Annotated in this window: 17 protein-coding genes; 5 read left to right on the top strand and 12 right to left on the bottom strand. The window is 72.5% G+C overall.

Translation table 11 applies throughout. The features are described from left to right. Positions 1–58 precede the first annotated feature (58 nt). From ACFOW4_RS04495 to ACFOW4_RS04515, 5 genes are all read right to left on the bottom strand, one after another. On the bottom strand, positions 59–1,954 hold the full coding sequence (locus ACFOW4_RS04495) for an ABC transporter ATP-binding protein (RefSeq protein WP_377524728.1): 1,896 nt from the start codon (positions 1,952–1,954) through the stop codon (positions 59–61). After that, complete coding sequence (locus tag ACFOW4_RS04500; protein ID WP_377524731.1) at positions 1,951–3,792, bottom strand: ABC transporter ATP-binding protein; 1,842 nt, start codon at positions 3,790–3,792, stop codon at positions 1,951–1,953. Before ACFOW4_RS04500 ends, ACFOW4_RS04495 begins: the two co-directional genes overlap by 4 nt. A 37-nt stretch (positions 3,793–3,829) precedes the next feature. Next, positions 3,830–4,339, bottom strand: a complete 510-nt coding sequence (locus ACFOW4_RS04505) for a methylated-DNA--[protein]-cysteine S-methyltransferase (protein ID WP_377524734.1) — start codon at positions 4,337–4,339, stop codon at positions 3,830–3,832. Beyond that, entirely contained in the window at positions 4,336–5,799 is a 1,464-nt protein-coding gene (locus ACFOW4_RS04510; protein ID WP_377524736.1) for a DNA-3-methyladenine glycosylase 2 family protein, read from the bottom strand. Before ACFOW4_RS04510 ends, ACFOW4_RS04505 begins: the two co-directional genes overlap by 4 nt. Before the next feature lie 220 nt (positions 5,800–6,019). After that, entirely contained in the window at positions 6,020–6,250 is a 231-nt protein-coding gene (locus ACFOW4_RS04515; protein WP_377524739.1) for a sigma factor, read from the bottom strand. A 141-nt stretch (positions 6,251–6,391) separates the two neighbouring features. On the opposite strand from ACFOW4_RS04515, the gene ACFOW4_RS04520 reads away from it, so the two are divergent. Together ACFOW4_RS04520 and ACFOW4_RS04525 are read left to right on the top strand one after the other, a co-directional pair. Next, positions 6,392–6,934: a hypothetical protein gene (locus ACFOW4_RS04520; protein WP_377524741.1), complete on the top strand. Its 543-nt coding sequence runs from the start codon at positions 6,392–6,394 to the stop codon at positions 6,932–6,934. 47 nt (positions 6,935–6,981) lie between these two features. Then, positions 6,982–7,716: a Type 1 glutamine amidotransferase-like domain-containing protein gene (locus ACFOW4_RS04525; RefSeq protein ID WP_377524744.1), complete on the top strand. Its 735-nt coding sequence runs from the start codon at positions 6,982–6,984 to the stop codon at positions 7,714–7,716. 18 nt (positions 7,717–7,734) lie between these two features. On the opposite strand, the gene ACFOW4_RS04530 is transcribed toward ACFOW4_RS04525, so the two are convergent. Next, the gene (locus ACFOW4_RS04530; protein ID WP_377524747.1) at positions 7,735–8,082 is read right to left on the bottom strand and encodes a hypothetical protein; all 348 of its coding nucleotides are present in this window, start codon (positions 8,080–8,082) and stop codon (positions 7,735–7,737) included. A 96-nt stretch (positions 8,083–8,178) separates the two neighbouring features. On the opposite strand from ACFOW4_RS04530, the gene ychF reads away from it, so the two are divergent. The 3 genes from ychF (at position 8,179) to ACFOW4_RS04545 (ending at position 10,935) form a co-directional block, all read left to right on the top strand. Next, on the top strand, positions 8,179–9,264 hold the full coding sequence (gene ychF, locus ACFOW4_RS04535; RefSeq protein WP_377524754.1) for a redox-regulated ATPase YchF: 1,086 nt from the start codon (positions 8,179–8,181) through the stop codon (positions 9,262–9,264). Between the two features lie 441 nt (positions 9,265–9,705). Next, on the top strand, positions 9,706–10,452 hold the full coding sequence (locus tag ACFOW4_RS04540) for an SDR family NAD(P)-dependent oxidoreductase (protein WP_377524756.1): 747 nt from the start codon (positions 9,706–9,708) through the stop codon (positions 10,450–10,452). A 90-nt stretch (positions 10,453–10,542) separates the two neighbouring features. Next, positions 10,543–10,935, top strand: coding sequence for a hypothetical protein (locus ACFOW4_RS04545; protein WP_377524759.1), 393 nt, complete (start codon positions 10,543–10,545; stop codon positions 10,933–10,935). Positions 10,936–11,268: 333 nt separating this feature from the next. Here ACFOW4_RS04545 and ACFOW4_RS04550 read toward each other — a convergent pair whose 3' ends face one another. The 6 genes from ACFOW4_RS04550 to ACFOW4_RS04575 form a co-directional block, all read right to left on the bottom strand. Continuing rightward, positions 11,269–12,699, bottom strand: coding sequence for an FAD-binding oxidoreductase (locus tag ACFOW4_RS04550; protein ID WP_377524761.1), 1,431 nt, complete (start codon positions 12,697–12,699; stop codon positions 11,269–11,271). 141 nt (positions 12,700–12,840) lie between these two features. Next, complete coding sequence (locus ACFOW4_RS04555; RefSeq protein WP_377524764.1) at positions 12,841–13,500, bottom strand: class I SAM-dependent methyltransferase; 660 nt, start codon at positions 13,498–13,500, stop codon at positions 12,841–12,843. Positions 13,501–13,639: 139 nt separating this feature from the next. Continuing rightward, entirely contained in the window at positions 13,640–14,371 is a 732-nt protein-coding gene (locus ACFOW4_RS04560) for a class I SAM-dependent methyltransferase (RefSeq protein WP_377524766.1), read from the bottom strand. Between the two features lie 216 nt (positions 14,372–14,587). Next, entirely contained in the window at positions 14,588–14,950 is a 363-nt protein-coding gene (locus ACFOW4_RS04565) for a PH domain-containing protein (protein WP_377524769.1), read from the bottom strand. Between the two features lie 40 nt (positions 14,951–14,990). After that, positions 14,991–15,728 (bottom strand): class I SAM-dependent methyltransferase, encoded by a 738-nt coding sequence (locus ACFOW4_RS04570; RefSeq protein ID WP_377524771.1) that lies wholly within the window; start codon positions 15,726–15,728, stop codon positions 14,991–14,993. Next, a complete protein-coding gene (locus ACFOW4_RS04575; RefSeq protein ID WP_377524774.1) occupies positions 15,725–16,615 on the bottom strand; it encodes a LysR family transcriptional regulator in 891 nt (296 codons plus the stop codon). Before ACFOW4_RS04575 ends, ACFOW4_RS04570 begins: the two co-directional genes overlap by 4 nt. Positions 16,616–16,720 lie beyond the last annotated feature (105 nt).

Here is a 16,720-nt window from a genome sequence, read left to right on the forward strand (position 1 = left end):
GACGTGATCATCGCTGACAGAGTCAGCGATGATCACGCCGAGGTATCACAACACTCTCTCAGACGAGCGAGTCGCGCCACTGCCGGTGCAGCGCGGCGTACCGCCCGCCGGCCTCGGCCAGCACGGCGGGTGGACCGTCCTCGACGATCCGCCCGTCGTCGAGGACCAGCACCCGGTCGGCGGTCTCCACGGTGGAGAGCCGGTGCGCGATCACCAACGCGGTCCGGTCCCGCAGGATGGTGCCGAGCGCCCGCTGCACCAGCCGTTCGGTCGGCACGTCCAGCGACGACGTCGCCTCGTCGAGGATCAGCACGGTCGGGTCGGCCAGGAACGCCCGGGCGAACGCGACCAGCTGCCGCTGCCCGGCGGAGAGCCGGCCGCCGCGTCGGTGCACCTGCGTGGCGTACCCGTCGGGCAGCGCGGCGATGAAATCGTGCGCGCCGATCGCCCGGGCGGCCGCCCGCACGGCGGCGTCGTCGGCGTTCGGTCGGCCGAACCGGATGTTCTCCGCCACGGTGCCGCTGAACAGGTGGTTCTCCTGGGTCACCAGCACCACCGCGCGGCGCAGCTCGGCGTCGGTCACGTCGCGCAGGTCGACCCCGTCCAGGGCGACGGTGCCGGCGTCCGGGTCGTGGAACCGGGCGACGAGCTTGGCGATGGTCGATTTGCCGGCACCGGTCGGGCCGATCAGGGCGACGGTCTGCCCGGCCGGCACGGTCAGCTCCAGCCCGGCGAGGATCGGGGTGTCCGGGCGGTAGCCGAAGGAGACCGACCGGAAGCGCACCTCGCCGCGCCCGGGACCGGTCGGCAGCGGTACGGGTCGCGCCGGCTCGGCGACCGCCGGCGGCTCGTCCAGCACCCCGGCCAGCTTCTCCAGCGCGGCGGTGGCCGACTGGAGCGAGTTGTAGAACTGGCTCAGCTCCTGCATCGGCTCGAAGAAGCGGCGCAGGTAGAGCAGGAACGCGGCCAGCACCCCGACGTCGGTGCGCCCCCCGAGCACGCGCCAGCCGCCGTAGCAGAGCACGGCCGCCACCGTGACGTTGCCGATCAGTTTGATCCCCGGCGAGTACGTGGCGATCAGCCGGAACGCGTGCAGGCTGGAGCGCCGGTAGTCGTCGCCGAGCGCCACGAAGATCCGCTGGTTGCGGGGCTCCCGGCGGAACGCCTGCACCGCCCGGATGCCCCGCATCGACTCGACGAAGTGCACGATGACCAGCGCGACCGCCTCCCGGGTGCGTCGGTACGCGTCGGCCGACGCGCGTGCGAACCAGCGGGACATCCAGAACAGGAACGGGAAGGCGAGCAGCGTCACCGCCGCCAGCGGCAGGTCCAGCCAGAGCAGGATGCCGGCCACGGTGAGGATGGACAGCGCGGCCAGCACCAGGCTGTCGATGCCCCCGTCGACCAGCTCCGCGATCGAGTCCAGGTCACTGGTGAGCCGGGACACCATCCGACCGGAGGTGTACCGCTCGTGGAACCCCACCGACAGCCGCAGGAAGTGCCCGTACACCCGCTGGCGGAGGTCGAGCAGGACGGCCTGGCCGATCCGGGCGGAGAGGGCGAGGAAGCCCCGGCGGGCCGCGTACTCGACGAGTACGGCCCCGACGAAGGCCCCGGCGACCGCCAGCAGCGGGCCCGGTTCGCCGGCGCGCAGCGGCGTGATGGCCCGGTCGATGCCGAGCATCACGAGGTACGGGCCGGCCATCGCGGCGGCGTTCTGGGTCAGCAGCAACCCGACCGCGACGGCGAGCCGGCCCCGGTGCGGGCGCAGCAGGTCGGCCAGGAGCGCGCGACTGTGCCGGCGCAGCCGGGCCACGGCCTCCGGTGTGCCCACCTCGGCCCGGCTCCGGTCGGCGTCCGGGTCGGTGGCCGTCCCGCGCCAACGGCCCAACCCGGGCCGATCCCCGCCCGGCGACGGCGGCGGCCTCGTCGCGTCCTTCTCGGCGGCGGTCACGAGCGCACCAGGCCCCGGCCGTCGGAGGTGGACTGCTCCGCCGGGGCCGGGCCGGCCGGTGGTGGCTCGGCGGCGAGCAGCGCCCGGTAGGCCGGCACGGTGGCCAGCAGCTCGGAGTGCCGGCCGACGGCGGTGATCCGGCCGTCCTCGAGCAGCGCCACCCGGTCGGCCAGCGCGATCGTCGAGGGCCGGTGCACCACCAGCAGCGCGGTGGTGTCCCGCAGCACCCGCCGCAGCGCCGCCTCGACCAGCGCCTCGGTCTGCACGTCCAGCGCGGAGAGCGGGTCGTCCAGCACCAGCAGCGCCGGCCCGCCGAGCACCACCCGGGCCAGCGCCAGCCGCTGCCGCTGCCCGCCGGAGAGCGACAACCCCTGTTCGCCCACCCGCGTGGCCAGCCCCCACGGCAGGTCGTACGCGAAGTTCGCCTGGGCCAGCGCGAGGGCCGCGTGGACCTCGTCCTCGCCAGCGTCCGGGCGGCCCAGGGTGAGGTTCTCCCAGACCGACATGGAGAACAGCGTCGGCTCCTCGAACGCCACCCCGACCAACCGGCGCAGCGAGTCCAGCCGCAGCTCCCGCAGGTCGTGCCCGTCCAGCGTGATCCGGCCGCCGGTCACCTCGTGCAGGCGGGGCACCAGGGAGAGCAGCGTGCTCTTGCCGCCGCCGGTGGCACCCACCAGGGCCAGCGTCTCGCCGGGCTCGACGGTGAGGTCGACCTCGCGCAGCACCGGGGTGGTCGTACCCGGATAGCGGAAGGTCACCCCCTCGAAGCGCAGCCGGCCACGGACCGCGGAGCGAGGCAGCGCGAGCGCGCCGGGCGCGTCCACGATCTGCGGCGGGGTGTCCAGCACCTCCTGGATCCGGTCCGCGGCGGTCGCCGCCTCCTGGCCGTTGGCGATGATCCAGCCCAGCGACTGCACGGGCCAGATGAGCATGAGCTGGAGGCTGACGAACGCGACCAGCTCGCCGATGGTGAGCACGCCCCGGGCGGCGGCGGCCACCCCCGCCACCAGCACCACGCCCAGGGTCAGGTTCGGCACCAGGTCCAGCAGCGACGAGGTGTTGGCCAGCAGCCGGCCCTTGCCGACCCCGGTGTCGTGCAGCGCCCGGGCCCCGCCGGCAAAGCGGGCGGCCAGCTCCGGCCCCCGGCCGTACGCCTTCATGGTGCGCAGGCCCTGGGCGGTCTCCTCGACCAGGGTGGCCACGTCGCCCTGCTGGTCCTGCATCCGTCGGGACGCGGCGTGGTAGTGCCGGGCGAAGCGTCGGCTGATCAGCAGCAGCGGCACCGCGCTGGCCGCCACCAGCATGCCGAGCGCGGAGTGCAGGTGGATCAGCAGCAGCACCACGACCAGGTAGGTGACCAGGTTGAGCACCAGGAAGAACACGCCGAAGGAGAGGAACCGGCGCAGCACCGACAGGTCGCTGGTGATCCGGGACAGCAGCTGCCCGGAGTGCCACCGGTCGTGGAAGCTGGCCGGCAGCCGTTGCAGGTGCGCGTACAGGTCCGCGCGCAGCGCGGCCTCCATGCCCACCGCGGAGGAGGACTGCACCCATCGGCGGATGAAGATCAGCACTGCCTCGACCAGGCCGAGCAGCAGCGCCAGGCCGCCGAGCTGGAGCAGCCCGGCGGGGTCGTGCCGGGCCACCGGGCCGTCCACCACCCGCTGCACCACCAGCGGTACGGCGATGCCGGCCGCGGTGCCGGCCAACCCGGCGACCATGAGCCAGCCGAACTCGGCGGCGTACGGGCGCAGGTATCGGCGCAGCCGCCAGAGGTTGTGCGCCGGGTGAGGGCCCGCGGCGACCCCGGCGGCCGGGTCGCCGTTGCTCTGGGCAGGCACTACCCGACGGTAGCGTCAATAACTGTCGATGCTTCTGTCAGCTTGCCGTCAGCTGCCGCTCATGACCGAGAAGCCACTTCTTCACGTCCAGGCCCCAGCGGTAGCCGCCGAGCGTGCCGTCGGTGCGCAGCACCCGGTGGCACGGCACGAACAGCGCGGCGGCGTTGCGGGCGCACGCCGCCGCGGCGGCCCGTACCGCCGGCGGTCGGCCGGCCAGCGCCGCGTAACCGGTGTAGGTGACCGGGGCGCCGGGCGGCACCTCGCGCAGCACCCGCCACGCGTGTGCCATGAACTCGCCGCCGGTCTGCTGCTCGACCGGCACCGTGTCGATGGCGGCGAGGTCACCGTCCAGGTAGGACCGGACGGCCGCGGTGACCGGGCCGAGGTCGGAGCGCTGCCGCAGCGGCGCCCGCAGGGTCGGGTGGACCAGCGCCAGCAGCGCCGCCGGGTCGGGGGTGAAGCCGGCCGCCCGGACCGCGCCGTCGGGGCCGGCGAGGATGCTCAGCGGGCCGGTCGGGGTGTCCAGCACGGTGCTGTCGATGCTCATGCCGCTCTCCAGAGTCTGATCAGTGCGTAGGACCGCCAGGGGCGCCAGCGGTCCGCGTACGCCTCGAGGGTCCTGGGGTCGTCGGGCAGGCCGAGCGCGGTCGCGCCGCGCCGGACCGCCAGGTCGGTGGGGAGCAGGACGTCGGGGTCGCCGAGGGCGCGCATGGCCACGTAGCCGGCGGTCCACGGACCGATGCCGGGTACCGCGAGCAGCCGCCGGACCGTCTCCTCCCGGTCGCCACCCGGTGCCAGATCCACCGTCCCGTCCACGACCGCCCGGGCCAGCGCCCGCAGCGTCTCCCGCCGCCCGGCCGGCATCGGAAACCCCGAATCCGGCACCCGCAACAACTCCTCTGCGCTCAAGAACCCCCGCAACCCGGTGCCGCTGGCAACAGCTTCATGATCAACCGCTGGCTCGGGGGTGGGGGGTTGGGTGGCCAGGAGGCGGGTGAGGGTGGTGCGGGCGGAGGCGACCGAGACCTGCTGGCCGACAATGGCGCGGACGGCCATCTCGAAGCCGTCCACCGAGCGGGGGAGACGTACCCCCGGTTCTGCGGCGACCGCCGCGGCCAGCGCCGGGTCGGCGGCGAGCGTGCCGTCGACGGCGGCCGGGTCCGCGTCCAGGTCGAGCAGGCGGCGGCAGCGGGCCACCGCCGGCGCGAGGTCGCGCAGGTCGGCCAGGCGCAGCGTCGCCGCCACGTAGCCGTCCGTCGGGGTCAGGGCCACCTCGCCGGCGCCGTGCGGCAACCGCAACCCCCGGCGGTACGTCCCGTCCCGCACCTCCTCCACGCCGGGCAGCGCCCGCACCGCCAGGAAGTCCAGCAGCGCCCGGGCGTGCAGCGGCGGGCGGTACGCCAGTCGCAGCGTGATCGTCCCCGCCCCGGCCGGCGCGGGCGCTCGACCACGGGTCGTCCGCAGCGCGCCCGGGGTCGCCGCGAACACCTCGCGGATGGTGTCGTTGAACTGCCGCACGCTGCCGAAGCCGGCCGCGAACGCGATCTCGGCCATCCCCAGCCCGGTCGTCTCGATCAGGATCCGGGCGGTCTGCGCCCGCTGGGCCCGGGCCAGCGCGAGCGGCCCGGCCCCCATCTCCGCGCGCAGCATCCGGTGCAGGTGCCGCTCGGTGTAGCCGAGCCGGGCGGCCAGCCCGGGCACGCCGTCCCGGTCGATCACCCCGTCGGCGATCAGCCGCATGGCCCGGCCGACCACGTCGGCACGGACGTCCCACTGCGGCGACCCCGGCGCGGCGTCCGGCCGGCACCGGCGGCAGGCGCGCAGCCCGGCCCCCTGCGCGGCGGCGGCCGACGGAAAGAACCGGACGTTCTGCCGCTTCGGTGTGGTCGCCGGGCAGGACGGCCGGCAGTAGATCCCGGTCGATGTCACGCCGGTGTAGAACCAGCCGTCGAACCGCTGGTCACGGCTGTCGACCGCCCGGTAGCACCGCTCGAAATCCAACTCCACGCCACCGATGATGCCTCGCTCGCCGGTGCGAGGGCTGGCGGGAATCGGACCTGGCCGTGCGGATCCTCGGCCGGCGAGGGACCGGACCTCCGCTGTGTGCCGGGAGCGGCGGCGGACACCGCGGCGTGCGCGGTCGCCAGCGGTCAGCGGCGTGGCCGCGCATGACACCGGTCCGGGCGAACCCGGACGCGCGGGAGGAGCGCGGCCGGGCCGAGCCGGATCAGCCCCGATGGCTGCCGGCGGCCTGCTCGCGGTACATCACCGCGCGCAGGTATCCCTCGGGGGCGGCGTGCCGGATCGACCCCCATTTCGGGATGGTCCGCGCCAACGCCGACTGGAACAGGTCCTCGGCGGCGTTGCGGTCCCCGGTCAGCAGGTACGCGACCCGCATCAGCGCCGGGGTCCGGCTCGCGACGAACTCGGTCAACCGGGCCCGCTCGTCCTCGTCCACCCACCACCCCCCGATTTCGTCGTCACTGATACAGACGCTCCAGGTCATCCTGGCTATCCATGCCGGAAGGGGATTTCCGGTCCGGAAAGTGTCGGTCCCGACGGGTAGCGTCCGGCCACCAACTCAAGAAGGGGTGCGGTGATGGCGAGCGTGGCGGGGCGGGCGGCGGCGTCGACACGGGACGTGTTCCCACCGCTGCCCCGAGCGGTGGTGCAGTCCTTCTACCGCCGGATGCGGGCCGTCGCACCGGCCGCCGTCGGCGCGATCGAGCGCGACCGCACCGGCGATCCCGACCGGTCCTTCGCCGACACCGCCTGCGGTCGGCTGGCCCGCTCCCTGGACGACGCGGGCCTGCGCGCGCTGGGCATGTGGACCCACCACTGGTGCATGCGGTTCTACGACGACGACACCCGGGTCGGCCGGCGGCTGGTCCGGGAGATCGCCGACCGCCCGGGGTTGGGCTGGACGGCCGACGAGGTGCGCTGGATGCTCCGCGAGTCCGTCGCGGCCGGTCCGGCCGCCGCCGAGCGGTTCACCCTGCCCCGTGCCGCCGCCGCGCAGCTGCCCCCGGGCGAGTCGCCGCTCGACGAGCTGCCCGCGGACGAGCCGCCGACCCGTCCGGGCGACGCCGTGGTGCCCCGTCAGCGCGAGGCGGTGGTGCCCCGTCAGCGCAGAGCCGGCTGAGCCGCTGCGGCAGGATGGACGCCGTCAGCGCCGACGGAAGGACGACCATGCCCGCCAGTGAACCGACCATCCTCGCCACCAGCATGGGTTTCTTCCGGGGTGACCGGGGCCCGACCGACCTGCGCCCCGGCCCGGTCTTCGAGCTGGCGGCGGAGCTGGCCGAGGCCGGCCCGCAGCCGCGGATCTGCTACCTCGGGCAGGCCGTCGGGGACCAGCCGACCTCGCTGACCGCCGTCTACGGCGCTTTCGCGGGCTCCCGGTTCCGCCTGTCGCACCTGGCCCTGTTCCCCATGCCGAACGTCGAGGACGTCCGGGCCCACCTGCTCGCCCAGGACGTGATCTGGGTCGGTGGCGGCAGCGTGGCCAACCTGGTCGCCGTCTGGCGGGTGCACGGGCTCGGGGACATCCTGCGCGAGTGCTGGCAGGCCGGCGTGGTGCTGGGCGGGGTCTCCGCCGGCTCGATCTGCTGGCACGTCGGCGGCGCCACCGACAGCTACGGCCCCGACCTGCGCGGCTTCACCGACGCTCTCGGCTGGCTGCCCTATGGCAACGGGGTGCACTACGACAGCGAGGAGCAGCGGCGGCCGCTGATGCACCGGCTCGTGGGCGAGGGCACGCTGCCGACCAGCCACTGCACCGACGACGGGGTCGGCCTGGTCTACCGGGGCACCCGGCTGGTCGAGGCGATCGCGGACCGCGAGGGTGCCTCGGCGTACGAGGTCAGCCGCGACGCGGACGGCACCGTCCGGGAGACGGTGATCGCCCCACGCCTGCTCCGCTGACGACGCGGGCGACCGCGCTCAGACCCGGTCCTCGAACGCGGCGCAGACGGTCGCCCGTACCCGCGGGCCCTGGACAGCCCGCAACAGTTCCCGGGCCAGGGCGATCTGGTGTGCCTCGTCGACGGACCGGTCCATCGGGGTGACCTCCACCCGCCAACGGAAGTGGAGATAGCCGTCCTCGTCGCTGGCGGCCAACCGCGGATCCGCGCCCTCGTTGCGGTTGATCTCCAGCAGATTGCCGCGGACGTCCACCGAGTCGCGCCGGTAAGGCACCGCGTCCGGCAGCCGGCCACGGATCAGGTCGAGCAGATCCGCCGGCTCCAGGGGGCCGTCGACCATGATGAGGAACTGCGTCGTCGTCCGCACTCCGCCACCCTGCCAGATGCCGTCCGGTTCGCCCGGCCGGCGGGAATCCGAACCGCGTGGCCGGCCCTCGACGCCACCGGCGTAAGCTGGCTCGTCGTGAGTCTCACCATCGGCATCGTCGGCCTGCCCAACGTCGGCAAGAGCACGCTGTTCAACGCGTTGACCAAGAACGACGTGCTGGCGGCGAACTACCCGTTCGCCACCATCGAGCCCAACGTCGGCGTGGTCGGGCTGCCCGACGAGCGGCTGGAGAAGCTCTCCGAGATCTTCTCCTCGCAGAAGGTGCTGCCCGCGCCGGTGTCGTTCGTCGACATCGCCGGCCTGGTCCGCGGCGCGTCCAAGGGGCAGGGGCGCGGTAACGCCTTCCTGGCCAACATCCGGGACGCCTCGGCGATCTGCCAGGTGGTGCGCGCCTTCTCCGACCCGAACGTGGTGCACGTCGACGGCAAGGTCTCCCCGGCCGACGACATCGAGACGATCAACACCGAGCTGATCCTGGCCGACCTCCAGACCCTGGACAAGGCGCTGCCCCGGCTCGAGAAGGAAGCCAAGCTCCGCAAGGACCGGGCCGCCGCGGTCGCCGCCGCGAAGCAGGCCATCGCGGTGCTCGACGGCGGGACCACCCTGTACGCCGGCGCGGCCGCCGCGAAGATCGAGCTGGAGCACCTGCGCGAGCTGCACCTGCTGACCACCAAGCCGTTCCTCTACGTCTTCAACGTCGACGAGGCCGAGCTGGCCAACGCCGAGTTCCTCGACGAGCTGCGCGCCCTGGTCGCCCCCGCCGAGGCGGTCTTCATGGACGCCAAGATCGAATCCGAGCTGGTGGACCTGCCCGAGGAGGAGGCCCGCGAGCTGCTGGAGTCGATCGGGCAGAACGAGCCCGGCCTCAACCAGCTCGTCCGGGTCGGCTTCCGCACCCTCGGGCTGCAGACGTACCTCACCGCCGGGCCCAAGGAGGCGCGCGCCTGGACCGTCCCGGTCGGCGCCACCGCGCCGGAGGCCGCGGGTGTCATCCACTCCGACTTCCAGCGGGGCTTCATCAAGGCCGAGGTGGTCTCGTACCACGACCTGGTCGAGGCCGGTTCCATGGCGGCAGCCAAGGCGGCGGGCAAGGTCCGCATCGAGGGCAAGGAGTACGTCATGCAGGACGGCGACGTGGTGGAGTTCCGCTTCAACGTCTGAATCCGGCCTGTTTCTGCAGGTCAGGCGGTTGGTTCGTCGCTCCGGGGCACGTCGGGGGCACAACCCCACGCGTCATCGACGGCGCGGCGGGTGCGTTCTTCCGAGTCCGGCATCAGGTGGCCGTACGTCGACAGGACCAAGGTCACGTTCTCGTGGCGCGGGACCAGGATCTCGACTCTTTGGCAGCGTTGGTCCGGGCGATGAGGGCAAGCCAGCCAGCGATCAACGAGGGTGACCGGATTCTGGAACCCCACAGGTTGCCTGGCAGTTCGCGCCCCTGCTGGTAGCTGGCACGGCAAAATCTTCCTTATGGCCGTATGCCTGCGTATTGCCCCGAACGGCTCTGTCGGCTGTTCCGCCCTTGCGCCAACCGTCAGGGCGTGCCGCACGGACCTTCTCGACCCGAAGTCGATGTTCGCGTAACAGGACGGTGAGCTGATCATGACGTCAGGACTCTCGGGTACCAAGGCTTTGGTGACCGGTGGAACCAGTGGCATCGGGAAGGCAGCGGCTACCGAGTTGGCCCGGCTCGGTGCGCACGTGGTCTTGTCCGGTCGGGACGAGAACCGGGGCAACGACGTGGTGCAGGAGATTCGTTCAGGCGGGGGTCAGGCCTGGTTCGTGGGCACCGATCTGCACAACGAAGCTGCCGCGCGCTCGCTGGCCGCTCGTGCCAAGGAGCAGCTCGGGCAGGTGGATTTACTGATCAACAGCGCTGGCGTCTTCCCGTTCGGTCCGACCGAGCAGACCAGCGAGGAGACGTTCGACTCGGTGTACGCCCTCAATGTCAAGGCGCCGTACTTCCTGGTCGCGGAGCTCGCACCCGACATGGCCAAGCGCGGCCGGGGCGTGATCGTCAATGTGACCACGATGGTCGCCGAGTTCGGCGCTCCGGGGATGGCTTTGTACGGGTCCAGCAAGGCCGCGTTGGTGCTGCTGACGAAGTCCTGGGCTGCCGAGTACGGGCCCAGCGGCGTACGGGTCAACGCGGTCAGCCCCGGACCGACCCGTACCGAGGGCACCGCGTCCATGGGCGACGCACTCGACCAACTGGCCAAGGGCGGACCGGCCGGACGGCCCGGTTCCGCTGAGGAAATCGCCGCCGCGATCACCTTTCTGTCCAGCGACCGGGCGAGCTTCATCCACGGCGCGGTCCTGCCGGTCGACGGGGGACGTACCGCCGTCTGAGCCGCGGACCGTACCACCACCTCAGGTAGGCGGCCCGCTAAAGTCCACTGTCGCCCGGCTTCGTGTCCGTCGGGCGGGACGGAGCTTTTGATGGGGAGAGCCCCGCGAGTCGCCGCCGCCCTGGCGATCAGCTTGCTCGTACCGATGCCCGCCGCCGGTTGTTCCCGCTTCTTCGGGTGCGCGCCCCGGCCCCCCGAAGACATCACCATGTCAAACCTGGCAGGGGTCTACACCAGCTCTGAAGGCGAAAGCATCGAGCTAACCGAAAACGGGCACTACAGCGCCAGCAACCTATCGCCGAAGGCCACGGGCCAATCGGAAGAGGGCACGTGGACCCTCGACCTCGATTCAGAGACCACCGAGGACTTGAGGCTTGACGACCGCCAGGTGTGGATTTCCGGCGACCGAGAGGAGCCCTGGCTGTACCGATTTGAAGGCGACCCCGACAGGTGCGACCTGATCGAGTTCCACAGGAACCGCTGATCTCGGGCACGTTTCCTCAGCGCGTGTCTCAAAGTCCTCCGAAGACGGCCGAACACCTCCGCGACAGCAACGCGCTTCCGTACCGCGACGTTCGCGGGAAGGAGCCTCGTCGCCGGATCTGAAGTCGTGCGCACCGGGAGACATGCCGGCGGTGTGGGGCACACAGGGGGCACGAGACACTGTCAAACGTCGTCAACCAGCGAGCAGCCATGGCAGACGCAGACGCCGTGTGAGCAGGCGTCGATTGCTGTTCCCGCTGGCGGCGGGCTAGCGGCAATTAGTTCCGCTTCAACGTCTGAACGATCGGTCTGTTCACTGGTCGCCGCTGCCCTTTCAGCCCGGCGGGATGTTGTGGTTGAACCGGAACATGTTGTCCGGTTCGTACCGCTTCTTGAGCGCCCGTAGCCGGTCGAGGTTGCCGCCGAACGCGGCCCGGACCAGTGCGGCGTTGTCCTCGTAGAGGCCGGGGAAGTTGACGTACTCGGCCGGGGTGGAGAAGGGCGCGAGGGTGTCCACGACCCGCCGCCCCCAGGCGACGCCGTCGTCGTCGGCGCCGGGATCGGCCCACTTGCCCTCGATGCCGATGAGGTACGCCGCCGAGCGCTCCCCGTACGCGGCGTCGTCCGCGGTGAAGCGGGCGTATCGTCCGCCGAGCTGCCACACGTCGATGGCCGACTGCGGCGACGGGCTGGTCTCGTTGAGTGCGATCATCGCGTCGATGGCGTCGTCGTCGAGCGCGTCGAGGTAGCGGGACCTCCAGTAATGGCGCATCTCGCCGGCCGGGTAGTCGGCGTCGAAGTAGCGCTGCGCCGCCAGGTAGGGCTGCGCGGCGCTGAGGTCGGCCAGCGGAGTGCCGAAGTCTCGCAGCGGTCGGAGCATCTCCGCGCCGGCCGTCGGGTCCCCGCAGTGCATCGCGAACAGGGCCAGCCCCGGCTTGCCGCGCTCCGGCTCGGGCACCTCGTCCTGCTCCGGGTGGTGCCACAGGGTCGCCATGGCGGAGACCTCGTCGGGGGCGTCGGCGGCCCACTGGCGGTAGAACCGCAACGCAGCCCGCGCGTCCTCGCCTCGGTGCAGTACGACCGCGAAGTGGACGTCCGGCCCGACCGGGTGCGCCTGGAACTCGAACGAGGTGACCACCCCGAAGTTCCCGCCTCCGCCCCGCAGCCCCCACAGCAGCTCGGCGTCGCCGCCGGGGCCCGCCGTGACCAGCTCGCCGGCCGCCGTGACCACGTCCGCGCCGACGAGGTTGTCGCAGCTCAGCCCGTACCGGCGGCGGAGCCAGCCGAAGCCGCCGCCGAGGGTCAGCCCGGCGATGCCGTTCTGGCTGACCACCCCCATGGGTACCGCCAGCCCGAACGCCTGCGTCTCCTGGTCGAGCTCGGCGATGGTGACGCCCCCACCGGCCCGGACCGTATGCCGGAGGGGGTCCACGCGTACCCCGTTCATCGGCGACAGGTCGATCATCAGCGCGCCGTCGGCGACGGCGCTCCCACCGGTGTTGTGTCCGCCGCCGCGGACGCTCACCACGAGGCCGTGCTCGCGCGCGAAGATCACCGACAGGATCACGTCGGCGGTGCCGGCGCAGCGCACGACGAGGCCGGGTCGCCGGTCGATCATGCCGTTCCACACCGCTCTGGCGTCGTCGTAGCCCGGATCGTCCGGACCGACCAGGGTGCCGCGGAGCCGGCCCCGCAGCGCCGCCACGTCGGTCGCGGTCGCGGTCGCCCACTGACCGGAGAGCGTACGAAGCTGTGTCTCGGCCATGGTGCGCCGCCTCCCGGTGCTCGTCGTGCCGTCCTACCGCTAACGTCGGGCGGGCCGGGACAGTGGCGGATCAGCCGCGAGCCAGTAGAGGCAGCCAAGACGGCTGTGGACGGTGACGGGGCGTCTGCGTCGCTCCGGTGCTCACCGGTCGACCCCCCGGTCGTCGGGGCGGGTCGCCGTGCCGAGGACGATCGGCGAACTCGGGCTGGTCGGCCCGTTCTCCGGGAGTCGGAACCGGCGTAGGTCGGTGATCACGAAGCCGGCCGCCTCGATCGCGGTGGCGGTGTCCCGCGCGGTGTGACAGCCGCCGAACAGGTGTGGCCAGAGCGTCGCGTCGGCCACCCGCTGGATCCGCCGCAGCGCGCCGGGTTCCTCGGCGACGACGTGCTCGAGGAACCGGAGTTGTCCGCCCGGGCGGACGACCCGCCGGATCTCGGCCAGCGCCGCACCCTGGTCGGGCACGGTGCACAGCACGAGCCCGACCACCGCGGCGTCGTACTCGCAGTCCCCGCCGGGCAGTCGCTCCGCCAGGGCGTCGACGACCCGCACGGGTACGGGCGCGGCCTGTGCCGCGCGGGCGGCGGCGGCCCGCAGGTACGTTTCCGGCTCGACCGCGACGACCTCGGTCACCGTCGGCGGATAGTGCGCGAACTGGCGGCCGTTACCGGCGCCGACCTCGATCACCCGGCCGGACAGTCCCGCGACCAGGGTGTGCCGGTGTTCGGCCACGCCGGCGCGGTCCATCGTCACGCTGAGCCGTTCGTAGACCCTCGCGAAGATCGGGTGCGATCTGCCTGCCACGGCGCTCCCTTCGCTGCCCGAGCCGTCTGGTGGCGTTGCGGTCGCCCCGGACGCTGATCGGCTCCGGTTCCATGATGTCGGGGGGTCGGCTCCACGTCGACACCCCGACCGTCCGGAACCGGAGTCGATCAATCGCCGCTTATCGCGCGCGGTAGACGGAGATGTGCGACTCGCTGTCGGCGTCGAACGGCCGGCGGTGCCAGTCGGCGTACCGGTCGGCGAGCCGGAGCCCCGCCTGCTGGGCCATCGCGTCGATCTGGTGCGGCCAGCAGTAGCGCATGGCGAACGGCCGGAGGTGCACGCCGTTGCCGTCGAAGGTGATGGTCTGCCGGATGAAGGTCTGCGCCGGCCGGTCGTACCGGTGCAGTCGGATCGTCGCGGAGTCCTCGGTCACGGCGCGTACCTGCACCTGCTCGTCCCGGTCGAAGTCGCGCGGGTCCGGCACGAACGCCTCGACGACGAACGCGCCGCCGGGAGCGAGTACCCGGGCCACGTTGCGGAGGCAGTCCGCCTGCCGCTCGGCGTCGACCAGGTTGAACAGGGTGTTGTAGACCAGGTACACCAGGCGGTACGGGCCCGGCACGGGCACGTCCGCCATGTCGGCGATGGTCACCGGGATGCGGTCGCCGCCCGGCTTGGCCCGCAGTCGGGCCACCATCTCCTCGGACGCCTCCACGCCGTCGACGGCGAGGCCGCGTTCGGCCAGTGGCAGGGCCACCCGGCCGGTGCCGATCGCCAGTTCGAGGACCGGGCCGCCGTCGGTCAAACCGGCGAGGAAGTCCACGGCCGGCGCCGGGTCGGGGTTGGGCCCGTCGTCGTAGCCGGCAGCCCACTGCCGGCCGAAGAGCCCGGGGTCGTCGAAGATCGACATCAGCGACCTCCGGGATGGGTCAGGGGGTCAGCGGCGCTCAACCGCGCCGCGGTGGTGGGAGCGGACGTGCTCACGAAGCCTCGATTCCTTCGGTCGGATGACGTTCGGTCGGGGGGACTTCGCTGTGTCGGGCATGGCGGCTGCTCCCTTCGTGCGGCTGAGGCTGAGGCTGAGCAGATCAGAGCCGGCTCCGGCCGGGCAACGCATTTACCGTGATCAGGAGATGTGGTGCAGGATCACGTTGTGGACGTGGTGGCTCTTCTGCGCGCCCCGGAACTCGACCTCGTAGGTGTGCGTGCCGACGTGGATGGCGATCGCTCCGGTGGAGAAGAACGTCCCGCCCCACGACTTGTTGCTCACCACGCTCACACTGGTGATCTTCGAGTACGGGATGCTGGTGATCGCGTACCGCTTGCCGACGAAGGAGCGGTCCTGGATGATCACGCGACGGTCGGTCAGCCCGATGAAGCCGGTGCCGGTGCCCACGGCGTCGTAGACGGCGATGATCTGCTCACCGTCGAGCAGTCCACTCTGGATCTGCTGAACCTGTTCCTTGCGGTCGTACGCCACGTTCGCCATGCACCCCACGGTAGGCAGCCTCCGCCAGCCGTCGAGGTGGTCAGGCGGCCAGGGCGACGATAACGAACTCGCCGTCGCCCTGACCGACCGGTTCGCGGCGCCAGCCGCCGTGGATCCGGTCCACCGCGAACCCGGCCGCCGCCAGCGAGTCGCGGAGCTGCGCCTCGGTCCGGAAGCGCAGGGTCGCCGAGCTGAGCAGCTCCTCGCCATCGCCGAACAGGTAGTGGTGGGTGAAGTCGACCGTGCCGTCGCCTACCCCGGTGACCTCGGTCCACGCGCGGACCTCGCCGCCGTCGGGCAGGCTGATCCGGCGGCGGGAGTCGACCGGGTTCCACCGCTCCCAACGGCGGTCCGCCGGGTCCCGGGCGTCGAAGATCAGCCGGCCACCGGGTGCCAGGGCTCGGTGCAGGTCGCCGAGGGTGCGCCCCCAGTCGGCGTCGTCCACGAAGTACTGCGCCACGTGGCTGGTCAGCACCGCCACGTCGTACGCCCGCGTCGGCACCAGCGCCGAAATGCCCTCGATCCAGGTGACCCGCTCGCCGCCCGGCTTGGCGCGCGCCGCGTCCAGGGAGGCGGTGGCCGGGTCGACGCCGCTGACGGTGTGCCCGGCGGCGGCGAGGGCCAGGGCCAGCCGGCCGGTCCCGCAGCCCAGGTCGAGGACCCGGGCGCCCGGGGTCTCGTCGACCAGCGCTCGGAAGAGGTCGTCGTCCGGCCCCCAGGGGCACTCGGCGTCGTAGACCTGCACCAGTCGGGGATGGCGGAACTCGCCGTGCCTCACCGGTTCGGCTCCGTCGCGTCGGCCGCGGCGCGGACGAACTCGCGTACCCGGGTGTTCGTGTTGCTGGCCAGCCAGACCGGGCCGCGCCGGATCGGCGGTGCGTCGTGGATCGGCACGTAGGCCACGTCCGGGCGGGGGTAGTACCGGCGGGTGTGCTCGCCCACCGGCAGCACGCCCCGGCCCAGCGCGACCAGCGACAGCATCTCGGAGAAGGTGTTGCCGGACGGCCCCTTCGGCACCGGACGGCCCGAGGGGGTCTGCTCCGGGGTGCGGTCCCGTTTGAACTCGGCGGAGGTCACCGCCGGGTACTGCACCACCGAATGTTCCGCCAGCACCTCCAGCGACACCGATCGCTCCCCGGTCAGCGGATGCCCGACGGGAACCGCGAGCATCCGGCTCTCGGTCAGCAGCGCCGGGCCGTTGGCCATCCCGTCGAAGGGGAAGGAGGCGATCAGGACGTCGGTGGAGCCGTCGAGCAGCCCGGACCGGCTGGTGGAGAGCTGCGCCTCCCGGACCTCGACCTGGCAGTCGGGGTGCCGCTCGGTGAACAGGGCCACCGCCCGCAGCAGCACCGGCGCGGTCCACTCGCCGAGGAACGCCACCCGCAGCGTGCCGGTGACGCCCCGGCCGGCCTCGACCGCCCGGCGTACCGCCTCGTCCATGCCGGCGACCAGGGGGGCCAGGTCGTCGGCGAACTGCCGCCCGATCGGGGTGAGCCGGACGACCCGGCTGGTGCGGGCGAACAGGGGCGCCCCGATCCGCCGCTCCAACTTCTTGACCACGTGGCTGACCCGGCCGGTGCTGACCCGCAGCCGTTCGGCCGTCCGGCCGAAGTGCAACTCCTCGGCGAGGGTCAGGAAGGTGTCGATCTCGTACCGCTCCAGCACGCCGCTCCCCGGACCGTTGACCTGTGGTAAACGATCGTAGCGGCAACCGGTCTTGGTCGGTGGGTGCGACGAGCGGATCGTGAAGGCGGCAAGGAACCGCCGAAC

Source organism: Micromonospora sp. GCM10011542, from assembly GCF_042650685.1.
Lineage (GTDB): Bacteria > Actinomycetota > Actinomycetes > Mycobacteriales > Micromonosporaceae > Micromonospora.